This is a genomic window from Odoribacter sp. Z80 (assembly GCF_009935865.1).
Lineage (GTDB): Bacteria > Bacteroidota > Bacteroidia > Bacteroidales > Marinifilaceae > Odoribacter.
On sequence record NZ_QWEL01000005.1, the window covers coordinates 108263 to 125517 of the forward strand.

The following is a 17255-nucleotide window of genomic DNA, read 5'->3' on the forward strand; positions in this document are numbered from 1 at the left end:
TAACTTTAAATGATGAAGTATGACTGAAAAGACTCCTCTGGCTTTGGGTACGGAGGATATTCGAAAATTGTTGATGCGCTATGCTATACCGGCTATTATAGCCATGACAGCGGCTTCGTTGTACAACATGATGGATAGCATTTTTATCGGGCATGGTGTGGGGCCCCTGGCTATTGCCGGATTGGCAATTACCTTCCCTTTTATTAATCTGGCTGCGGCTTTTGGTTCTCTTGTGGGAGTGGGTGCTTCTACCCTGGTATCTGTGAAAATGGGACAGAAAGACCTCAAAAGTGCGGAGGCGGTATTGGGAAATGTGCTCTTACTGAATATAACCATCGGGTTGCTGTTCATGGCGGTATGTCTGATTTTTCTGGAACCTATTCTTTATTTTTTTGGAGCCAGTGAAGATACGTTGCCCTATGCCCGCGATTATATGAAAGTGATTCTTTACGGAAATCTGATTACTCATATATATATGGGACTGAATGAGGTGATGCGTGCTTCCGGTTATCCGCAAAGGGCGATGGCGGCTACTTTATTTGCCGTGGCCATAAACGGGGTATTGAATGCCTTGTTTATTTTCGTGTTCGATATGGGAATCCGGGGTGCTGCATTGGGAACCATCTGTGCTCAGTTCCTGGCTTTGCTTGGTGTATTGGTACATTTTATCAGCCGGAAGAGCTATATTCGTTTCCAGCGTGGTATATTTCATGTGAAATGGCATATTGTATGGAGTATGTTGGCTATTGGCCTTTCTCCCTTTTTGATGAATATATGCAGCTGTCTGGTGGTGATGTTGGTGAATAACGGATTAAAAACACATGGCGGGGACATGTATATTGGCGCTTATGGCATTATTAACCGGGTGGTTTTTCTTTTTATTATGATTGTAATGGGATTTAATCAGGGCATGCAGCCGATTGCGGGGTATAATTTCGGTGCGCGGCAATCCGGACGGGTCATTCAGATTCTTAAATACACCATTTTATGCGGTACTACGGTAACTACACTGGGATTTCTGATTTGTCAGATTTTCCCGCGTACGATTATTCGTTTTTTTACTACGGACGAGGGATTGATCGGCTTGGCGGAACATGGCATGAGATTGATTTTGCTGATGCTGCCGGTAATCGGATTTCAGATGGTGTCTACCAGTTTTTTTCAGTCTATCGGGATGGCCGGGAAGGCTATTTTTCTTTCTTTGACCCGGCAATTGATTTTTTTAGTACCCTGCCTGTTTATCCTGCCACACTATTGGGGACCCGACGGAGTGTGGGGAAGTTTTCCGGTGGCTGATGCTTTATCTACAATCACTACCGGTCTGATGTTAGGCTGGCAAATGAAGAAGTTCAAGAGGGGAGCAATCGGGGAAGAGTTGTTATGAAAGAGGAAAATATGGTCATGTGATTTATTTATAGTTCAATATCAATATTATGGGAAAAAGTATTATTGTAACCATCGGTCGTCAATTCGGAAGTGGAGGCCGTACCATAGGTAAAAAGTTGGCTGAGCAATTGGGTATAGCTTATTATGATAAGGAACTGATTAGTCTGGCTTCTAAAGAAAGCGGTATTTGCGGGGAGTTTTTTGAGAAAGCAGATGAGAAGACTTCCGGGAGTTTATTGAAGGCATTGGCTATGGGATTTACGATAAATAATGCCATTTTCCAAAGCAGTGATTATCTCTCCAACGAATCTTTATTCGGGATTCAGTCCGATGTGATTCGGAAGGTTGCTGCTGAGGGCCCCTGTGTGTTGGTCGGCCGTTGTGCGGATTATATCCTGAGGGAGAATCCGGATTGTATTTCGGTCTTTATCAGCGCTTCCCGGCAAGACCGGATCCATCGTGCGATGGAATATAACCACATTGGTGAAAAAGAGGCTGAGGAATATATCCGTAAAGCGGATAAATCCAGGGCTTCGTATTATAATTATTATACGGATAAAGTATGGGGTGCTGCAGAATCTTACGACCTCTGCATCAATACTTCTCTTTACGGAATAGAGAAAACCATTGATTTTATCAGGGCTTTTGTTGAAGCTCGTCTCTGAGCGGGGAGGAAAGAAGTTTTGTGTGTAATTTTCCCGGATGAATACATTTTCATCCGGGAAAGTTTTTTAAAAAGTAAATTGAAATCCTAAAGCTAAAACTTCTTTGAATTGTAAACGGGGTCCTTTGCTGCCGTCTTTTTGCAGAATTTTCGTGTCGTCATCATAGAGCATGTTGGTGGTCAGTGTAGTAGAGAACCATTGATTGATTGCCATGATCAATTGCACGTCCCAGGTGATATCTATATTCTGGGGATTTTTCAGATAGTTTGAGTAAAAAGCCAGCCTGGAAAATATGCTCATATTTTTCAGGAATTCATAACGGGCTTCCATTCGGAGATTTGCCCCGAATTCGGAAAAAAGATGTTTGCCAGGTGTAACGCCGAATTGTCCCTCGTCCGAAAGGATGTTACTGTTGACAAAAGTACCGCGCCAGGTGGCTGGTGTAAAAGTGGCCGTAAACCAGGTCCTGGGAGTCCAGGTAAGACCAGCTCCGATAAGCAAATATCCCGGAGACATAAAACGGGAAATGTAAGTACGCGGGTCGGTATTATAATCATAACCTTTTGCAAATTGAGTCTGGAAGGTGAGAAGACCGCTCAGGTACAAATTTTTCCGCAACTCGTATCCGTATATGGAAGACAGATAGAGTTTATCGTTTGTTTTTTTCGTACCCTCGGATTTGGTTTTATTCAGTCCGTAGTCCATTTCCAGCGTGTTGTTGAGGAGATGCCGGCCTTTTTTATAATTGGCGAAATAGTTGAATTGCATATTAAAACCGACGGCGTTTTCTCCTCCGGCAGCCCAATTGCTGAGGCTTACCTGATTGAGGTTGATTCCGATGTTTCCTCCCCGTCGCCAGGTTGTATCCAGTCCGGGTTGAGCTTTGGCCGGTAATATTATTCCGGTCACTATGACCAGTAATAATGTGTAAAATTCTTTACGTATCATTTGTTTTTTTTGTGTGGTTTACGGAAAAGCGGCCAGGAATGTTCTTTCTGTATCCGGTTTGTGTGAGGCTATACCTCCGGGTTATTGATATTGTAACCTTTTCCGGTGTTATCCGGTAAAACCTATACAAATATTAAAACAGATTGCTTATGTCATTTTTATGGTTTATTATTGTAGGAATTGTTGCCGGCTGGGCAGCCGGTACGGTTATGAAGGGAGGAGGATTTGGCTTGATTGTCAATTTCCTTATCGGAATTGTAGGTAGTCTTCTGGGCGGTTGGCTTTTTAGTCTGATCGGGTTACATTCTACAGGCGGGATTATTGCAAATCTGATTGTGGCTTTTATCGGAGCTATTGTCTTGCTTTGGATTATTTCTTTGTTTCAGAAAAGACCCAGAGCGAAGTAAATGTGTTATTCGTTTGACTGTTTAATAATTTGAGACGGATTCGTTTTCTGCTCAATCAAACAGTTAAACGAATAAATAATAGTTTGGTGTGTCGGTAAATTAACAGGTTATTCATGTTTTCCTCATATATTTGCCTGTGAACATCGCAATCCAGCCCAGAGCAAGATAGATTGCGGCATATATAATGAACCCGGTTTCCTTTATATCAAAGAATATCCGGGTCCCGGACAGGAACATCGCTGCTGAAATCAGCGGAATACTCCACATTTGCCTGATATTCCTTCCGCAATTGGCTCCCAATATTATTGAATATACCGGATTGAGGACAAGGAACAATATCATACACAATACCATGCCGCTGCACTCCGAAGTAAGACGGGCCACCGCGAAAGGCAGGACGAACATTATGACCACCGTGGCACATAGCCAATAAATGTATTTCTTATTCTGGTGATCCATACGGCTATTGATTGGCGAAAAGCAAGCAAAAACCCTGTTTGTTGAACTGATAGTACATTTCGATACGTTCCGGTGTGTCGTTTTCAAGCAATAAAAGCAGTTCTTTTGCAAATTCAAGTGTTGCGGAGCCGTTGGCGGTTGTTATTTTGTTGTCGGCGACCGCCTGGGTATGGACATAGCCGTCCGGATTAGTGTAGTTTCCGCCACCCCATAGTTTCAGTTGTTCCAGGCCGTTACCGGTATGTTTAACAGAATTGAGGAATCCGTGCTTTGCCATAAACGAAGCTCCATTGCAGATTGCTCCGACAATTTTCCCTTTTTCAATGGCTTGCCGGACAATCGGCACGACCTGTTCTGCAACAGGCGTACTCCATCCGAAGCCTCCAATCAGCACCAATGCTGCATAATCATCGGGCATCGTTTCAAAGGAATAATCGGGCAGGGTACGGAAGCCGCCTATGGATTTAACCGGCTCCAATGTGGGAGCCACAACCTTGTTGATATACTTCGGATTTTCTTTCAGCGCAAATTCATCAGAGGCAATAGCCTGTGAAAGATACACCGCTTCATGCGCGGCATAGTCCGGCAAAAGGATATATAAAATTTCGTTGCTCATAGTTTATTTTCTTTATTTGTTTCTACGCTTATGTGCGTTATGATAATCTATTGGGGGAGATTTTCATGCACAAACTTTCCGTTTATCCAGACAGTTGCTTCGGTTCCGGTAAGACTAAAACGTTAATGTTTGTTGTTGTGGATGATACCCCAATGTTACAAATATAAGTCAAATTTCCGCGTCCTACAAGTGTTCTGTGGGATGGCTGTGTTGCTTTTCTTTTTTCTGTTTTTAATGCCGTACTGCCTTGTATTGTAGCTGTTTAAGTTTAAATACAAAAAATCCTGCCGGAACAACCCGGCAGGATTCTGGATATAAAGCTGCTAACTTTCTGATTACTTGGCTAATGCCTGAGCTACGGAAACAGCTACGGCTACGGTTGCGCCTACCATCGGGTTGTTACCCATACCGAGGAAGCCCATCATTTCCACGTGGGCAGGTACGGAGGATGAACCGGCAAACTGGGCGTCGCTGTGCATACGTCCGAGGGTGTCGGTCATACCGTATGATGCGGGACCGGCAGCCATGTTGTCCGGGTGAAGGGTACGTCCCGTACCACCGCCGGAAGCTACAGAGAAATAGGGTTTACCGGCAAGTACGCGTTCTTTTTTATAGGTACCTGCTACGGGATGCTGAAAACGGGTCGGATTGGTAGAGTTTCCGGTAATAGATACATCTACATCTTCTTTCCACATGATAGCAACACCTTCACGTACGTCGTCAGCTCCGTAACAATTTACTTTTGCGCGGGGACCGTCAGAGTAAGCTTTGGTTTTTACTACTTTCAGTTCGCTGGTATAATAATCAAATTCAGTTTGTACATAAGTAAATCCGTTGATGCGCGAGATTATCATGGCAGCATCTTTTCCCAGGCCATTCAGGATTACCCGTAAAGGATTTTTACGCACTTTGTTAGCCATTTCGGCGATTTTGATAGCCCCTTCCGCAGCGGCGAAGGATTCGTGTCCTGCCAGGAAAGCAAAGCATTGGGTTTCTTCACGAAGCAGACGGGCGGCTAAGTTACCGTGGCCCAGGCCTACCTTGCGGTCATCGGCAACAGAACCCGGGATGCAGAAAGCCTGTAAACCTTCGCCGATTGCTTCGGCTGCGTCAGCAGCGTTCGTACAACCTTTTTTAATGGCGATTGCTGCACCTACAACGTAGGCCCATTTTGCATTTTCAAAACAAATATTTTGGGTTTGTTCACATTCTAAATAAGGATCGATTCCTTTTGCGTCGCAAATCGTTTCAGCTTCTTCGATAGATGCGATGCCGTAGGAGTTTAATACTTTGTTGATCTGATTGATCCGACGATCCTGACTCTCAAATTTTACTTCTCTTTTTGCCATAGTATGTTCCTCCTATTTTATTCGTGACGTGGGTCAATATATTTAGCTGCATTGGCGAAACGTCCGTAGTTCGCAGTGGCTTTTTTCAACGCTTCATTAGCATCGGTACCTTTTTTGATCAGGTCCATCATTACACCTAAACGAACAAATTCATATCCGCAAACTTCATCGTCTTCGTCAAGGGCCAGACGGGTAACATAACCTTCTGCCAGTTCCAGGTAGCGTACTCCTTTGGCTTTGGTAGAGAACATGGTTCCAACTTGGCTGCGAAGGCCTTTACCCAGGTCTTCCAGTCCGGCACCGATGACCAACCCTCCTTCAGAGAAAGCACTCTGGGTACGTCCGTATACGATTTGCAGGAATAGTTCACGCATTGCGGTGTTAATAGCATCGCAAACCAGGTCCGTATTCAAAGCCTCCAATAAGGTTTTGCCCGGTAGAATTTCTGCTGCCATTGCTGCTGAGTGAGTCATACCGGAACATCCGATAGTTTCCACCAAAGCTTCTTCAATGATTCCTTCTTTAATGTTCAGAGTCAGTTTGCAGGCGCCCTGTTGTGGTGCACACCAACCGATACCGTGAGTTAAACCTGAAATGTCTTTGATTTCTTTCGCTTTTACCCATTTGCCTTCTTCAGGAATTGGGGCGGGTCCGTGGTTCGGACCTTTTTTGACAACGCACATGTGTTGTACTTCCTGTGAATAAATCATTTTTATTGTTTTTATGAATTAATATATAATTGCCACTTGCTGAACGCACAAACCGAACAAAGATACTTTTTTCGGCGAAATAAAAAAATAGTTAAAGAAGCTTTTCTATTCTGCAAAAAAAATGAGGTTGAATTTCAAATTCAACCTCATTAGCCGAAGGGTTTGGTGATTTTATTTAATCAAACCTTTTTCAAATTTCTCTTTTACTTTAGCCAACATGTCAATGGTCATGCTTTGCAGATCGTATTTGGGTTTCCAGCCCCATTCTTCCCGTGCGCAGGTATCATCCATGCTGTTTGGCCAGCTATCGGCGATAGCCTGTTTTACCGGGTCAATTTGGTAGTCCATCTTGAAATCCGGGATGTGTTTGCGGATTTCAGCAGCAATTTGCTCAGGCTCAAAACTCATTGCAGCAATGTTAAAGCTATTGCGGTGTTTTAGTTTCGTGGGGTCTGCCTCCATTAACTGTACCACTGCATTCAGGGCGTCCGGCATATACATCATATCCATGTACGTACCTTCTTTTACATTACAAGTGAAAGAACCTTTGCGGATGGCATCGTAATAAATTTCTACTGCGTAATCGGTCGTACCGCCGCCGGGCAGGGTAACGTAAGAAATCAGTCCCGGGAAACGTACGCTACGGGTATCTACACCGAAACGATGGAAATAGTAGTCGCTTAATAGCTCTCCGGTTACTTTGCAAACACCGTACATTGTGGTGTTGGAACGTTGTAAGGTGTCCTGCGGAGTTTTATCTTTAGGGGTGTCTTTACCGAATGCACCGATAGAGCTCGGAGTGAAGACAGCACAATTGTTATCTTTTGCGATGTATAAAGAATTGGTCAGGGCACCGATATTAATGTCCCATGCCAGTTTCGGGTTTTTCTCGCCGGTAGCTGATAAAAGAGCAACCAAGTTAAAAATGGTGTCAATACCATATTTTTTTACAATAGAAGAATATTGTTCGCCATCCAGTGCATTGACTTCTTCAAATGGACCGGCTTCTGCTAAAGCTTTACACTTTTCTGCGCTGATGTCAGCTGCTACCACATTGTTTTCACCGTAGATAGATCTCAAATGAGGAACCAGTTCAGAGCCGATCTGTCCTCCTGCGCCGAGAATTAATATTTTTTTCATTGCAAAGTTTAATTTAAATAATTGCTTTTTTCTGACGGTACACCATCACCGCCAAAATTGGTGCAAATGTAATATTAAAAAATAGATGAAGATAGAATCTAAAGTATTTTTTCAGTCTTAAATGAAAAAATTTAAGGAATCATCATGTTCTGCTTCATAGTAGTAGTCTATTTGCAAATCCGGCATTTTGTAGGCTTGTACTGCCAGTTGGTCGCAACGTTCGTTTTCGGGATGGTTGGCGTGACCTTTGATCCAAATCAGTTTTACCTGATGCTGGCGGAAAACCGCTAAAAAACGTTTCCATAAGTCAGGATTTTTTTTATCCTTAAATCCTTTTTTTTCCCATCCGAAGACCCATCCTTTTTCTATGGCATCTACGACATAACGGGAGTCGGAGTAGACGGTCACCTGGCGATTGGGTTGTTTCAAGGCTTCCAGACCAATAATGACGGCTAATAATTCCATTCTGTTGTTGGTGGTTTTCCGGAAACCTGCCATGAGTTCTTTCCGGTGAATACCTGCCTTTAATATCACTCCAAAGCCTCCCGGTCCGGGATTACCGCTGGCTGCACCATCGGTATATATCAGAATTTCATTGGCCATAGTTGAAAGATGATTGAATCGGTTTGCAAAAGTAATATTTTCTGCTGTAGATTCGGAGAATGCTTTGATTTCTCTTTATTTTCTAAAGAAAAAACCTCTGAACGAAAACTTCAGAGGTCTCTGCATTAAATAGAGGTCGGTAGCGGAATCGAACCGCTCTGCACGGTTTTGCAGACCGTTGCCTAACCTATCGGCCAACCGACCCTTTTGTAATTGCGATGCAAAGATAGAGGGATTTTCTTTTAGTTCCAAATAATCTGCTAAATTATTTCTCTAAAGTGACACTTGTGCACCGGATTTGTCCTCCCAAAGGAGGGTTCATTTTTGAAATTTTTATTTTAGCATATTGGAGTTGAGGGAAAGTTTCATATAAAGCATTCAGAATGCGTTGGCCTACATTTTCCAATAAATGGGAGCGTTTCATCATTTCACGGGCGATGATTTCATAAGCCGTTTGGTAGCTGAGGGCGTCCGTGATTTGGTCGGAAGATGCCGGTTTGCTGCATTCGTAATGTAAACAAGCATATACTAAAAATTTATTCCCTACTGTTTGTTCTGCTTCGAAACAACCGTGATAGGCAAAAAACTCCATTCCTTCGATTTCGAGAATACCAGTCATTGTTCAGTGATTGATTTTTATTTTTTCAGATTATAAAAAATAAAAGGGTCGTTACCGACCCTTAAACTTACTAACCTAAACCATACAAACTTATGAAAAACAATCTTTTTTAAAGACGGCACAAATGTAGAGTGAATTTTGATATGTTGACCAAATGGTTTTCTAATAAATGTTAATCCGTCTATTAATTATTTGTTAAACGATTGTGCGTTTTTTCAAGGTATAGCCAACGGTTTCTCAATCCTGGAACTTCCGGTGCAGATTATCATTGCATGTCAAAGTTGTGATGTCTTGTAACGTGATAAATATCTGAAATCTTATATTTTTTTCGAAATAATTTGGCGGAATAAAAAAAATAGCTACTTTTGTACCCGCAATCGATAAGAGAGCACGGGTTCTTAGCTCAGTTGGTTCAGAGCATCTGGTTTACACCCAGAGGGTCGGGGGTTCGAATCCCTCAGGACCCACGAATTCAAGAAGTAAACTCCTGAAAATAAATGTTTTCAGGAGTTTTTTTATTTCCTTCAACTTATTGGAATATTGTAAATTAAAGCAGTAAAACGGGTCGGATCGGTGGACTTTGTTTGGCTCGTTTTCAATGTAAGATATTCATTCGGGAGAAATTTATTAAAACAAGTTAAATTAAAAAGAAAAACGAGTGTTTTCTGAGTTGATTCCAAAAGTTTGCTACGCAGTTTTTGTAAATTTGCATTTACTTGTAAAGTATTCCGAAAGTGATGGGAAAGGTGCTATCAGATAACTGTCGTTTGGTAAAAGCCTTGAAAGCCGGTGATGAAACGGCTTTCAAGGCACTTTATCTGGCTTATAGCATCCCTTTGAGGAGATATGCGAGTACCATCTTACGGGATGAGGAGGCTGCGTACGAGGTGGTGCAGGATATGTTTGTTGCCGTATGGATGAACCGGAAGAAGTTGGATGAGAGTAAGTCGATCCGGAATTATTTGCTGAGGGCGGTTCATAATAATGCTTTGCGTTTGTTAAAATACAATATAGCCAGAAAAGTCCGGGAAGAGAAAATGATGGCAGTATTTTCAGATATTTGTGAGGAAGATGAAGAGGTAACGGATAGGATCAAGGCATTGCCCGGAGTGCTTGCCCAGTTGCCGGAAAAAAGTCGTAAGGTGTTGATGATGAGTTTTTGGGAGGGGAAAAAGAATGCGGATATTGCGAAAGAATTATCCATATCGGTACGGACAGTCGAGACCATATTGTACAAAGTGATAAAGAGACTGCGGGGAGAAATGAAAAAAAGACAGGAATCGGGTACGTAGTTTTCCGGGTTGGTGTATTTATTATAATGAATAAAGTTTATTCCCTATGAATACGCGTGAGCCTGAATGGCCTGAATATGAAATCGGCGAAGATGAAGAGCCTTTATTGAATGAAATTTGGGATAAATTGTCTGAAACTTCTACTCATGAAGCTGTTGACGTGGCGGATTATGAGGATGTGAAAGGGCGTGTCCTCCGGAAGATGAAAAGACGCCGGATATTGTATTTCTCTGTGGGAAGTGGTGTTGCAGCAGCTATGGCTGGAATTTTCCTTCTTTTTTCCGGGGAGAATACAAAACTACAGCCGGAAATTTATGGCCGGTCGCATGCGGAGAAGAAGGGTGTCCGGAATGAAGTGGTGTTAACTTCGGATAATGGAATGCAGACTTGTCTGGATAGTATGGTGAAAATAGAAAATCATACGGGAAAGGAGGTCGCTTTGTTTATGGCTTCAGGGAAAAAGATTTCTGTTGAAAAGGGAAGGAGGCTGAGGGTAGAAGTCCCTGCGGGTCGTCAGTTTCAGTTGACTTTGGCGGATGGTAGTGAGGTGTGGTTGAATGCAGGTTCTTCATTGGAATATCCTGCTTCTTTTGAAGGTGCGGAGGAAAGGCGGGTTCAGTTGGAGGGTGAAGCCTTTTTTGAAGTGAGGCGGGACACCGTTCACCCTTTTTATGTAGAATTCGGAAAAAGAGAAAGCATCCGGGTATTGGGGACAAGTTTTAATGTAAATGCTTATGCGGATTCGCCTGTTCATACAACAACTTTAGTCAGCGGGAAAATCAAGTATATGGCGCAGGAAATCCAACGGGAGGTGGTTTTGTGCCCGGACCAGCAGGTATGCCTGGATTGTGAGGCTGGAGGAGTAAACGTCTCGGAGGTAAATGCTGCTCTTTATTCTGTCTGGAAAGAGGGATGGATTTGGTTTGAGAATGAGAGGTTGGAAAATCTGGTTCAGAGGCTGGCCCGAAGGTATGGAATAGAAATGTATGTAGCTGACAGATGTAAAGATTATACTTTTTCCGGTAAAATTCGTTATGAGCGGGGAATGGATTATATTATAAAGTTGGTTACGGAAACAACGGATATTGTTTGTGAAGTGGAGAATGGGGTGGTCCGTCTAAAATAAATGGACGTTTTTTTTGGATGGAGGGTTGGTGGGAGTGCAGAACTAAATCTGAGGGGTGGAAAATAAAACAGTTTATGTAGGATTTGAGTACGGACGGAGTTGTCCGTTTTAGGAGAATATAAAGTGAAGAGCGTTATTTTTCAGGGGAATACGAGTGTTGTGTTTTGTAGTTTGTGTTATAAGGACCCCCCTGGAATCCGAGAGCAGGAACATAGAAAATAGTGGAAAAAGACCGTTTGGTGAAAACGAATAATAACAGAGAAAAATAACCGAAAAAAAACGTCCCTTTTTGGGAGTTAAATATGAATGGAGACAATATGAGAGAAACAGGATTTATAAAAAAATGGCATTTCCCCCGAAAAAGAGGAGGTCAGGCGAAAACTTGTTTGCTGATGTTATTTCTGGTGTTGTGCCATACGCTTAGGGCATCTTATGCTCAGGCTGTGCTGACCATAAGATTGGAAAACCTTACCGTGACAGAGGCTTTGAAAGAGGTGAGTGCAACGACAGGATTTGAATTTTTTTATAATGCAAATCAATTGGCCAAGTGTGGGAAGCGGGTAAATGCCGATTTTAAAGAAGCGAAGCTTCAGGATGTGCTGGCCGGTATTTTGCTTGAAACCGATTTTACTTTCCGCATAGAGGAGCATACCATTATTATTTTGCCTCGTCCGGAATCCCGGTCGCAGGTCGGAGAAGTGAAAATGGTGACCCTGAAAGGGGTGGTGCTGGACGAAGAAAAGATGCCTATGACAGGTGTGACGGTTTATCTGGAAACGGAAACATTGCTTGGCACTACTACCAATGAGAAAGGGGAATATGCCCTTTCGGTACCGGTGGGAGAGTATAATGTTGTCTTTTCTTTTGTCGGTTATGAGAAATTAGTGAAAAGATTTACCGGAAAAAATGCGGATGATTTTTTCAGGGTATTTATGACACCGGCCCTGGTTCAGATGGAGGATGTTGTTGTTACCGGTATTTATCAGCGTAAGAAAGAGAGTTTCACAGGTTCGTCCACCACTTTTAAATCGGAGGAATTGAAGGCTGTGGGAACACAGAATGTTTTGCAGAGTTTAAAAACGTTGGACCCTTCTTTCAGGATTATGGAAAGCAATCAGTTCGGTTCTGACCCTAACCGGTTGCCGGATATTGAAATCCGGGGAAAAAGCAGTGTGATGGGATTGAAAGAAGAGTATGGGACGGATCCCAATCAGCCTTTATTTATTTTGGATGGGTTTGAGACAACGTTGCAAACGATTATGGACCTGAATATGAACCGGGTGGCTTCGGTGACTTTGCTGAAAGATGCGGCTTCAACAGCTATTTACGGTTCGAAAGCTGCCAACGGTGTGGTTGTTATTGAAACAAAGGCTCCGGAAAGGGGCAAATTGCAGCTTTCCTATAAAGGAGATTTTAGTGTGACTGTTGCTGATTTGACGGATTATAATTTGATGAATTCCAGGGAAAAACTGGAATTTGAAACGCTGGCCGGGGTTTATAAAGACAGGAATTCGGATATTTTTAATCAATATCGTCTGGATAGTTTGCGTAATGCTCGTTTGAAAGGGATAGAAAAGGGAATAAATACGTATTGGTTGAGTGAGCCTTTGCAAACCGGTTTCACCCACAAGCATAATATTTATGCCGAGGGGGGGGAGGAAAATGTGCGTTATGGCATCGGATTGAGTTATGGCCGCGTTCAGGGAGTTATGAAGGGGTCGGACCGGCAGACGATTGACGGAAATATTGATCTAATTTACCGGACAGGAAAATTTCAGTTCAGCAATAAACTTACTTTGAATTATGTGGAGACGAATGATCCGTCGGTTCCTTTTTATGAATATGCCAATGCGAATCCTTATTATAAGAAATATAATGAAGAAGGTGGAGTAAGTAAATATCTGTATTATTTTCCGGGAGATGGTTACAATATGTCGGAAATGGTATCTAATCCCTTGTGGAATGCTCACCTGAATAATTACGACAAGGGTGACCAGTTTGGGTTTACCAATAATTTTATTGTGGAATGGTTTGCTACTCAGGATTTGCGTGTACGCGGAAAATTCGGAATTACCAAATCAAATGCTACTACGAGTAGCCGGCTTTCCCCGCAACATACGGATTTTGATGATATGGAGGTGACGGAGCGGGGACTTTTTTCCCATTCGTTGAAGAAAAATATGAATTATGAGGGGGATGTGGCTGTTACTTTCGGGCGTTTATTTGCTGAGAAACACATGGTGAATGCGGTGGGTGGCTTTAACTTCAGTACGACTAAAGGTGTCACCAACGGATATAAAGCGAATGGATTTACGGAAGACCAGTTCGGAGCTCCTTCTTTTGCCAATGGATATCCGGAAGGAGGTAAGTCGGTTTATGCCGAGAGTCAGAAACGGGCAGCCAGTTTTTACCTGAACGGGGGATATTCTTATGACAATCGTTTTTTACTGGATTTTAATTACCGGAGTGACGGGGCCTCCATGTTCGGGACGAATAACCGTTTCCGGAATACCTGGTCTGTAGGGATTGGCTGGAATATTCATAATGAGCAGTTTATGCGGCAGTCGGAATGGTTTCAGATGCTGAAACTCCGGGCTTCTGCCGGTAATCCCGGAAATCAGAATTTTTCAGCTTATCAGGCTTTTTCTACTTATGCATTTAATAACTGGATGACGAATATTTTCGGCTCCGGATTGATATTGGATAAGTTGGGGAATCAGGATCTGGCCTGGCAGGAAACGATAAATTATAATGTGGGAACGGATATTACGATGTGGGGCAACCGGTTGAATATTACTTTCGATTATTACAAAAAGATTACCGATCCGTTGCTTGCTTTTATTACTACTCCAGGGTCTATGGGTGTGAAGACAGTGGCTATGAATGCCGGACAACAGGAAACAAACGGGTTGGAAGTGACTGTTAAAATTTCTCCGGTGTATCGTCCTGCTGAGCGGATTAATTGGAATATCAGCCTGAATGGTACCCATGCCAAGGCAAAGTATGCTAAAATCGGGAATGCTTTCAGTTCGCTGAATGATGAGGGCAAAGCCTCTCTGGCGGGTACTACGCGTTACTATGACGGGGGTAGTCCTACGGCCATCTGGGCGGTACGGTCGGCAGGAATTGACCCTGCCACCGGGAAAGAGTTGTTTATTAAAAGGGATGGTTCTTATTCGTTTACTTATGATACGGGTGATGAAGTGGTGGTCGGAGATACGGAACCCAAACTGGAAGGTGTTTTGGGTACAACATTTTATTATAAAGGTTTGTCTGTGGGATGTTATTTCCGTTATTCCCTCGGCGGACAATTATTCAATGAGGCTCTTTTCCAGAAGGTAGAAAATATTTCGACGGAGGATATCTATAATAATCAGGATAAACGGGCTTTGTACAATCGTTGGTCTCCGGAAAACCGGGAAGCTCAGTTTAAAGGAATTTCTATGACACAGACGACGGATAAGTCATCACGGTTTGTGATGGACGAAAATGTGATTAGCGGAGAGTCGTTCAATGTGGGTTATGAGTTTACCCAGCCTTTTGTCCGGAAAATGGGGCTGTCGGCTTTGAATGTACAGGCAAATATGAATGATATTTTCCGTTGTTCGTCGGTGAAAAGCGAACGGGGAATTGATTATCCTTTTGCCCGTACAGTGTCGTTTTCTTTATCGGCAACTTTTTAATGTAATGCTTATATGAACATGAAGATGAAAATACTGAGTTGGATTTGCTGTTGTTCGCTGTTGTTTGGCGGGTGCAACCATTGGTTGGACGTGGAACCTTACGACCAGATTTCAGAAAATGAATTGACAAAGTCGCAGGAAGGATTTCAGAAACTGCTCAACGGCATTTATATTGAATTGAATAAAGAGGAGTTGTATGGCAGCACCTTGACGGTGGAGATGATAGAGATTATGGGGGGGGCGTACGAGATCGGGAGTGATGCTAAGGTGTGGAAGAATTATTCTGATCTTAAAGACTATACGTATGGCACGGATTATTGGAGGGACAGATTGGATAAGACGTGGGATAAGGCCTATGCCTTGATTCTGAACTGCAATAAGTTGCTGGCGAATATGGAGAAGAAGAAAAATCTTTTTACCGGAATAAATTATGATATCATCCGGGGTGAGGCTCTGGCTTTACGGGCGATGTTGCATTTTGATATGTTCCGTTTGTTTGGTCCTGTTTATTCCCGGGATAAAGAGATGGTTTGTATTCCGTATTATACAGCCGAGACTTTGAATCCGGAGGAGTTATTGCCTGCTTCGGAGGTTGTGGCAAAGGTTTTGGCTGATTTGAAGGAAGCCCGGCTGTTATTGAAAGAAGATCCGGTAATCACCGGGGGTACGATGATGGACGAGGCTTCGGACGGAGGGACGAATTTCCTGCGTTACCGGGCTTTGCGGTTGAACTATTATGCTGTCACCGGTCTGCTGGCCAGGGTGGCTTTGTATGCAGGTGAAAGAGAAAGAGCCTATAGTTATTCGACAGAGGTTATTAAGGCTGCTAATGATGGGATCTTCCCTTTTGTAGACAGAAAATTGGTTATCGGTTCGCCGGATGATCCCGACCGCATTTTTTCGTCAGAAATATTGTTTGCTCTTTCGCATACCAGCCGGGGACAATTGTTTCTGAATTATTTTGATCCCAGTCGTACCACTTTTGTGTTTAAGATGGAGAAAGACTTGATTGATAAACGGATATTCGGAGGAACGGAGTATGGGGGAAATCAGGATGATTACCGTCATATCAATTGGGTAGTGAGTAATTCCGCCAGTTTTTTTTACAAATATGCAAATATGCAGGAGTCCGGAAAGATTCAGAATACTATGATTCCGATGTTACGCCTGGGCGAGATGTACCTGATCGCGGCGGAAAGTCAGTCTGCCGACCTGAATGCCGGCATCGGTTGGGTCAATACTCTGCGGAAGAACCGGGGAGTCCGGAATTTGTCCGTGTTGACGCCGGAACTTTTGCAGTATGAGTATATCCGGGAATTGTACGGGGAAGGGCAATTGTTTTTTATGTATAAGCGGATGTATGCACCGGTCATTTGGTCGGATGATGAGAAGAAGAACGTGCAGCCCGGTAATGCTGTTTTTGTCCTGCCGTTACCGGATACGGAGAAGGATAACCGATAAGAAACCTGGTAATTTTAAGATGATGAAACTGAATAAATGGATATGTTTTGGAATGGGGCTGTTAGGAGTGGGATTCATGGGATGTGAAGAGCAGCAACCCGGCAGATTTAATGAAATCAACGGGATTTATTTTAATAACCGGTTGAGGAATAATACGCTGGTGGATAGTACCAGTCTGACTTTTGTGTATGAGCGTGCCGATACGCTGGATGTACCGGTGGTGATTCAATTGTTGGGACGTCCTTCTGAAACGGCCCGTCCGTTGGGAATCCGGGTGAGTTCGGAGGATGCAGTGGAAGGCGTGGATTATGTTTTGAAGACGGTTGCGGAAATGCCGGCAAATACGACCTCGGTGAATTATATTGTTATGCTGAAGAAAACGCCGGTATTGAAGCAGGAGAGTCGTTCCATCATATTGGAATTATATGCCAACGATTATTTTGATTTGCCTTTGCCTTATCTGGTGCAGGCCGGAGCTGATACGACTTCAATATTGCAGTACCGGATTATATTCTCCGATCGCTTTACTGTGGCTCCGGAAGGGTGGAGGGAGGATTATGGCGGGGCTTTTTCCCAGCAGAAATTTGAATTGATATGCCGGTATTTTGATATGGACCCGGGACTTTTTGTGAAGCGGAACGATATTCCGTTTTCCCAATGGGTGTATATGAATTATGAGATAACCTTGTATGTGAAGGAGCAGGTGAAGAAGAAAGAGGCAGGCGAGTCTTATGATGAAGAGGCTTTTGATAAAGAGACCGGAGAGCCGCTAAAGTTTACTACCGATTAAA

The 17255-nt window shown here is 43.2% G+C and carries 16 protein-coding genes and 2 tRNA genes; 9 read left to right on the top strand and 9 right to left on the bottom strand.

Annotation, left to right across the window (positions count from 1 at the left end):
- Positions 1-19 precede the first annotated feature (19 nt).
- Together D1136_RS06560 and D1136_RS06565 are read left to right on the top strand one after the other, a co-directional pair.
- Entirely contained in the window at positions 20-1384 is a 1365-nt protein-coding gene (locus tag D1136_RS06560; protein ID WP_161876829.1) for an MATE family efflux transporter, read from the top strand.
- Between the two features lie 49 nt (positions 1385-1433).
- Positions 1434-2051, top strand: coding sequence for an AAA family ATPase (locus D1136_RS06565; protein WP_161876830.1), 618 nt, complete (start codon positions 1434-1436; stop codon positions 2049-2051).
- A gap of 66 nt (positions 2052-2117) precedes the next feature.
- On the opposite strand, the gene D1136_RS06570 is transcribed toward D1136_RS06565, so the two are convergent.
- Positions 2118-2999 carry a DUF3078 domain-containing protein gene (locus D1136_RS06570; RefSeq protein ID WP_161876831.1) on the bottom strand — a complete coding sequence of 294 codons (882 nt, stop codon included), beginning with the start codon at positions 2997-2999 and terminating at the stop codon, positions 2118-2120.
- Between the two features lie 149 nt (positions 3000-3148).
- On the opposite strand from D1136_RS06570, the gene D1136_RS06575 reads away from it, so the two are divergent.
- Positions 3149-3406, top strand: coding sequence for a GlsB/YeaQ/YmgE family stress response membrane protein (locus D1136_RS06575; RefSeq protein ID WP_161876832.1), 258 nt, complete (start codon positions 3149-3151; stop codon positions 3404-3406).
- Positions 3407-3611: 205 nt separating this feature from the next.
- Here D1136_RS06575 and D1136_RS06580 read toward each other — a convergent pair whose 3' ends face one another.
- From D1136_RS06580 to folB, 8 genes are all read right to left on the bottom strand, one after another.
- On the bottom strand, positions 3612-3830 hold the full coding sequence (locus D1136_RS06580; RefSeq protein WP_161876833.1) for a hypothetical protein: 219 nt from the start codon (positions 3828-3830) through the stop codon (positions 3612-3614).
- Positions 3831-3869: 39 nt separating this feature from the next.
- A complete protein-coding gene (locus D1136_RS06585; protein WP_161876834.1) occupies positions 3870-4481 on the bottom strand; it encodes a DJ-1/PfpI family protein in 612 nt (203 codons plus the stop codon).
- Between the two features lie 335 nt (positions 4482-4816).
- Positions 4817-5830, bottom strand: coding sequence for a GGGtGRT protein (locus tag D1136_RS06590; RefSeq protein ID WP_161876835.1), 1014 nt, complete (start codon positions 5828-5830; stop codon positions 4817-4819).
- A 17-nt stretch (positions 5831-5847) separates the two neighbouring features.
- Positions 5848-6540 (bottom strand): iron-sulfur cluster assembly scaffold protein, encoded by a 693-nt coding sequence (locus D1136_RS06595; RefSeq protein ID WP_161876836.1) that lies wholly within the window; start codon positions 6538-6540, stop codon positions 5848-5850.
- A 171-nt stretch (positions 6541-6711) separates the two neighbouring features.
- A complete protein-coding gene (locus tag D1136_RS06600) occupies positions 6712-7680 on the bottom strand; it encodes an NAD-dependent epimerase/dehydratase family protein (RefSeq protein WP_161876837.1) in 969 nt (322 codons plus the stop codon).
- Positions 7681-7797: 117 nt separating this feature from the next.
- Complete coding sequence (gene rnhA / locus D1136_RS06605; protein WP_161876838.1) at positions 7798-8283, bottom strand: ribonuclease HI; 486 nt, start codon at positions 8281-8283, stop codon at positions 7798-7800.
- Between the two features lie 133 nt (positions 8284-8416).
- Positions 8417-8487, bottom strand: a tRNA-Cys gene (locus D1136_RS06610).
- A gap of 61 nt (positions 8488-8548) precedes the next feature.
- Complete coding sequence (gene folB / locus D1136_RS06615) at positions 8549-8902, bottom strand: dihydroneopterin aldolase (RefSeq protein ID WP_161876839.1); 354 nt, start codon at positions 8900-8902, stop codon at positions 8549-8551.
- A 392-nt stretch (positions 8903-9294) separates the two neighbouring features.
- Between folB and D1136_RS06620 the strand changes: the two genes are divergently transcribed.
- The 6 genes from D1136_RS06620 (at position 9295) to D1136_RS06645 (ending at position 17254) form a co-directional block, all read left to right on the top strand.
- A tRNA-Val gene (locus tag D1136_RS06620) sits at positions 9295-9369 on the top strand.
- Between the two features lie 270 nt (positions 9370-9639).
- Complete coding sequence (locus tag D1136_RS06625; RefSeq protein ID WP_161876884.1) at positions 9640-10194, top strand: RNA polymerase sigma-70 factor; 555 nt, start codon at positions 9640-9642, stop codon at positions 10192-10194.
- A gap of 46 nt (positions 10195-10240) precedes the next feature.
- The gene (locus D1136_RS06630) at positions 10241-11320 is read left to right on the top strand and encodes a FecR family protein (protein ID WP_161876840.1); all 1080 of its coding nucleotides are present in this window, start codon (positions 10241-10243) and stop codon (positions 11318-11320) included.
- A 317-nt stretch (positions 11321-11637) separates the two neighbouring features.
- Positions 11638-15003 carry a SusC/RagA family TonB-linked outer membrane protein gene (locus D1136_RS06635; RefSeq protein WP_202623081.1) on the top strand — a complete coding sequence of 1122 codons (3366 nt, stop codon included), beginning with the start codon at positions 11638-11640 and terminating at the stop codon, positions 15001-15003.
- A gap of 24 nt (positions 15004-15027) precedes the next feature.
- Positions 15028-16464, top strand: a complete 1437-nt coding sequence (locus D1136_RS06640) for a RagB/SusD family nutrient uptake outer membrane protein (RefSeq protein ID WP_161876841.1) — start codon at positions 15028-15030, stop codon at positions 16462-16464.
- Between the two features lie 19 nt (positions 16465-16483).
- A complete protein-coding gene (locus D1136_RS06645) occupies positions 16484-17254 on the top strand; it encodes a DUF4843 domain-containing protein (protein WP_161876842.1) in 771 nt (256 codons plus the stop codon).
- Position 17255: the final 1 nt, after the last annotated feature.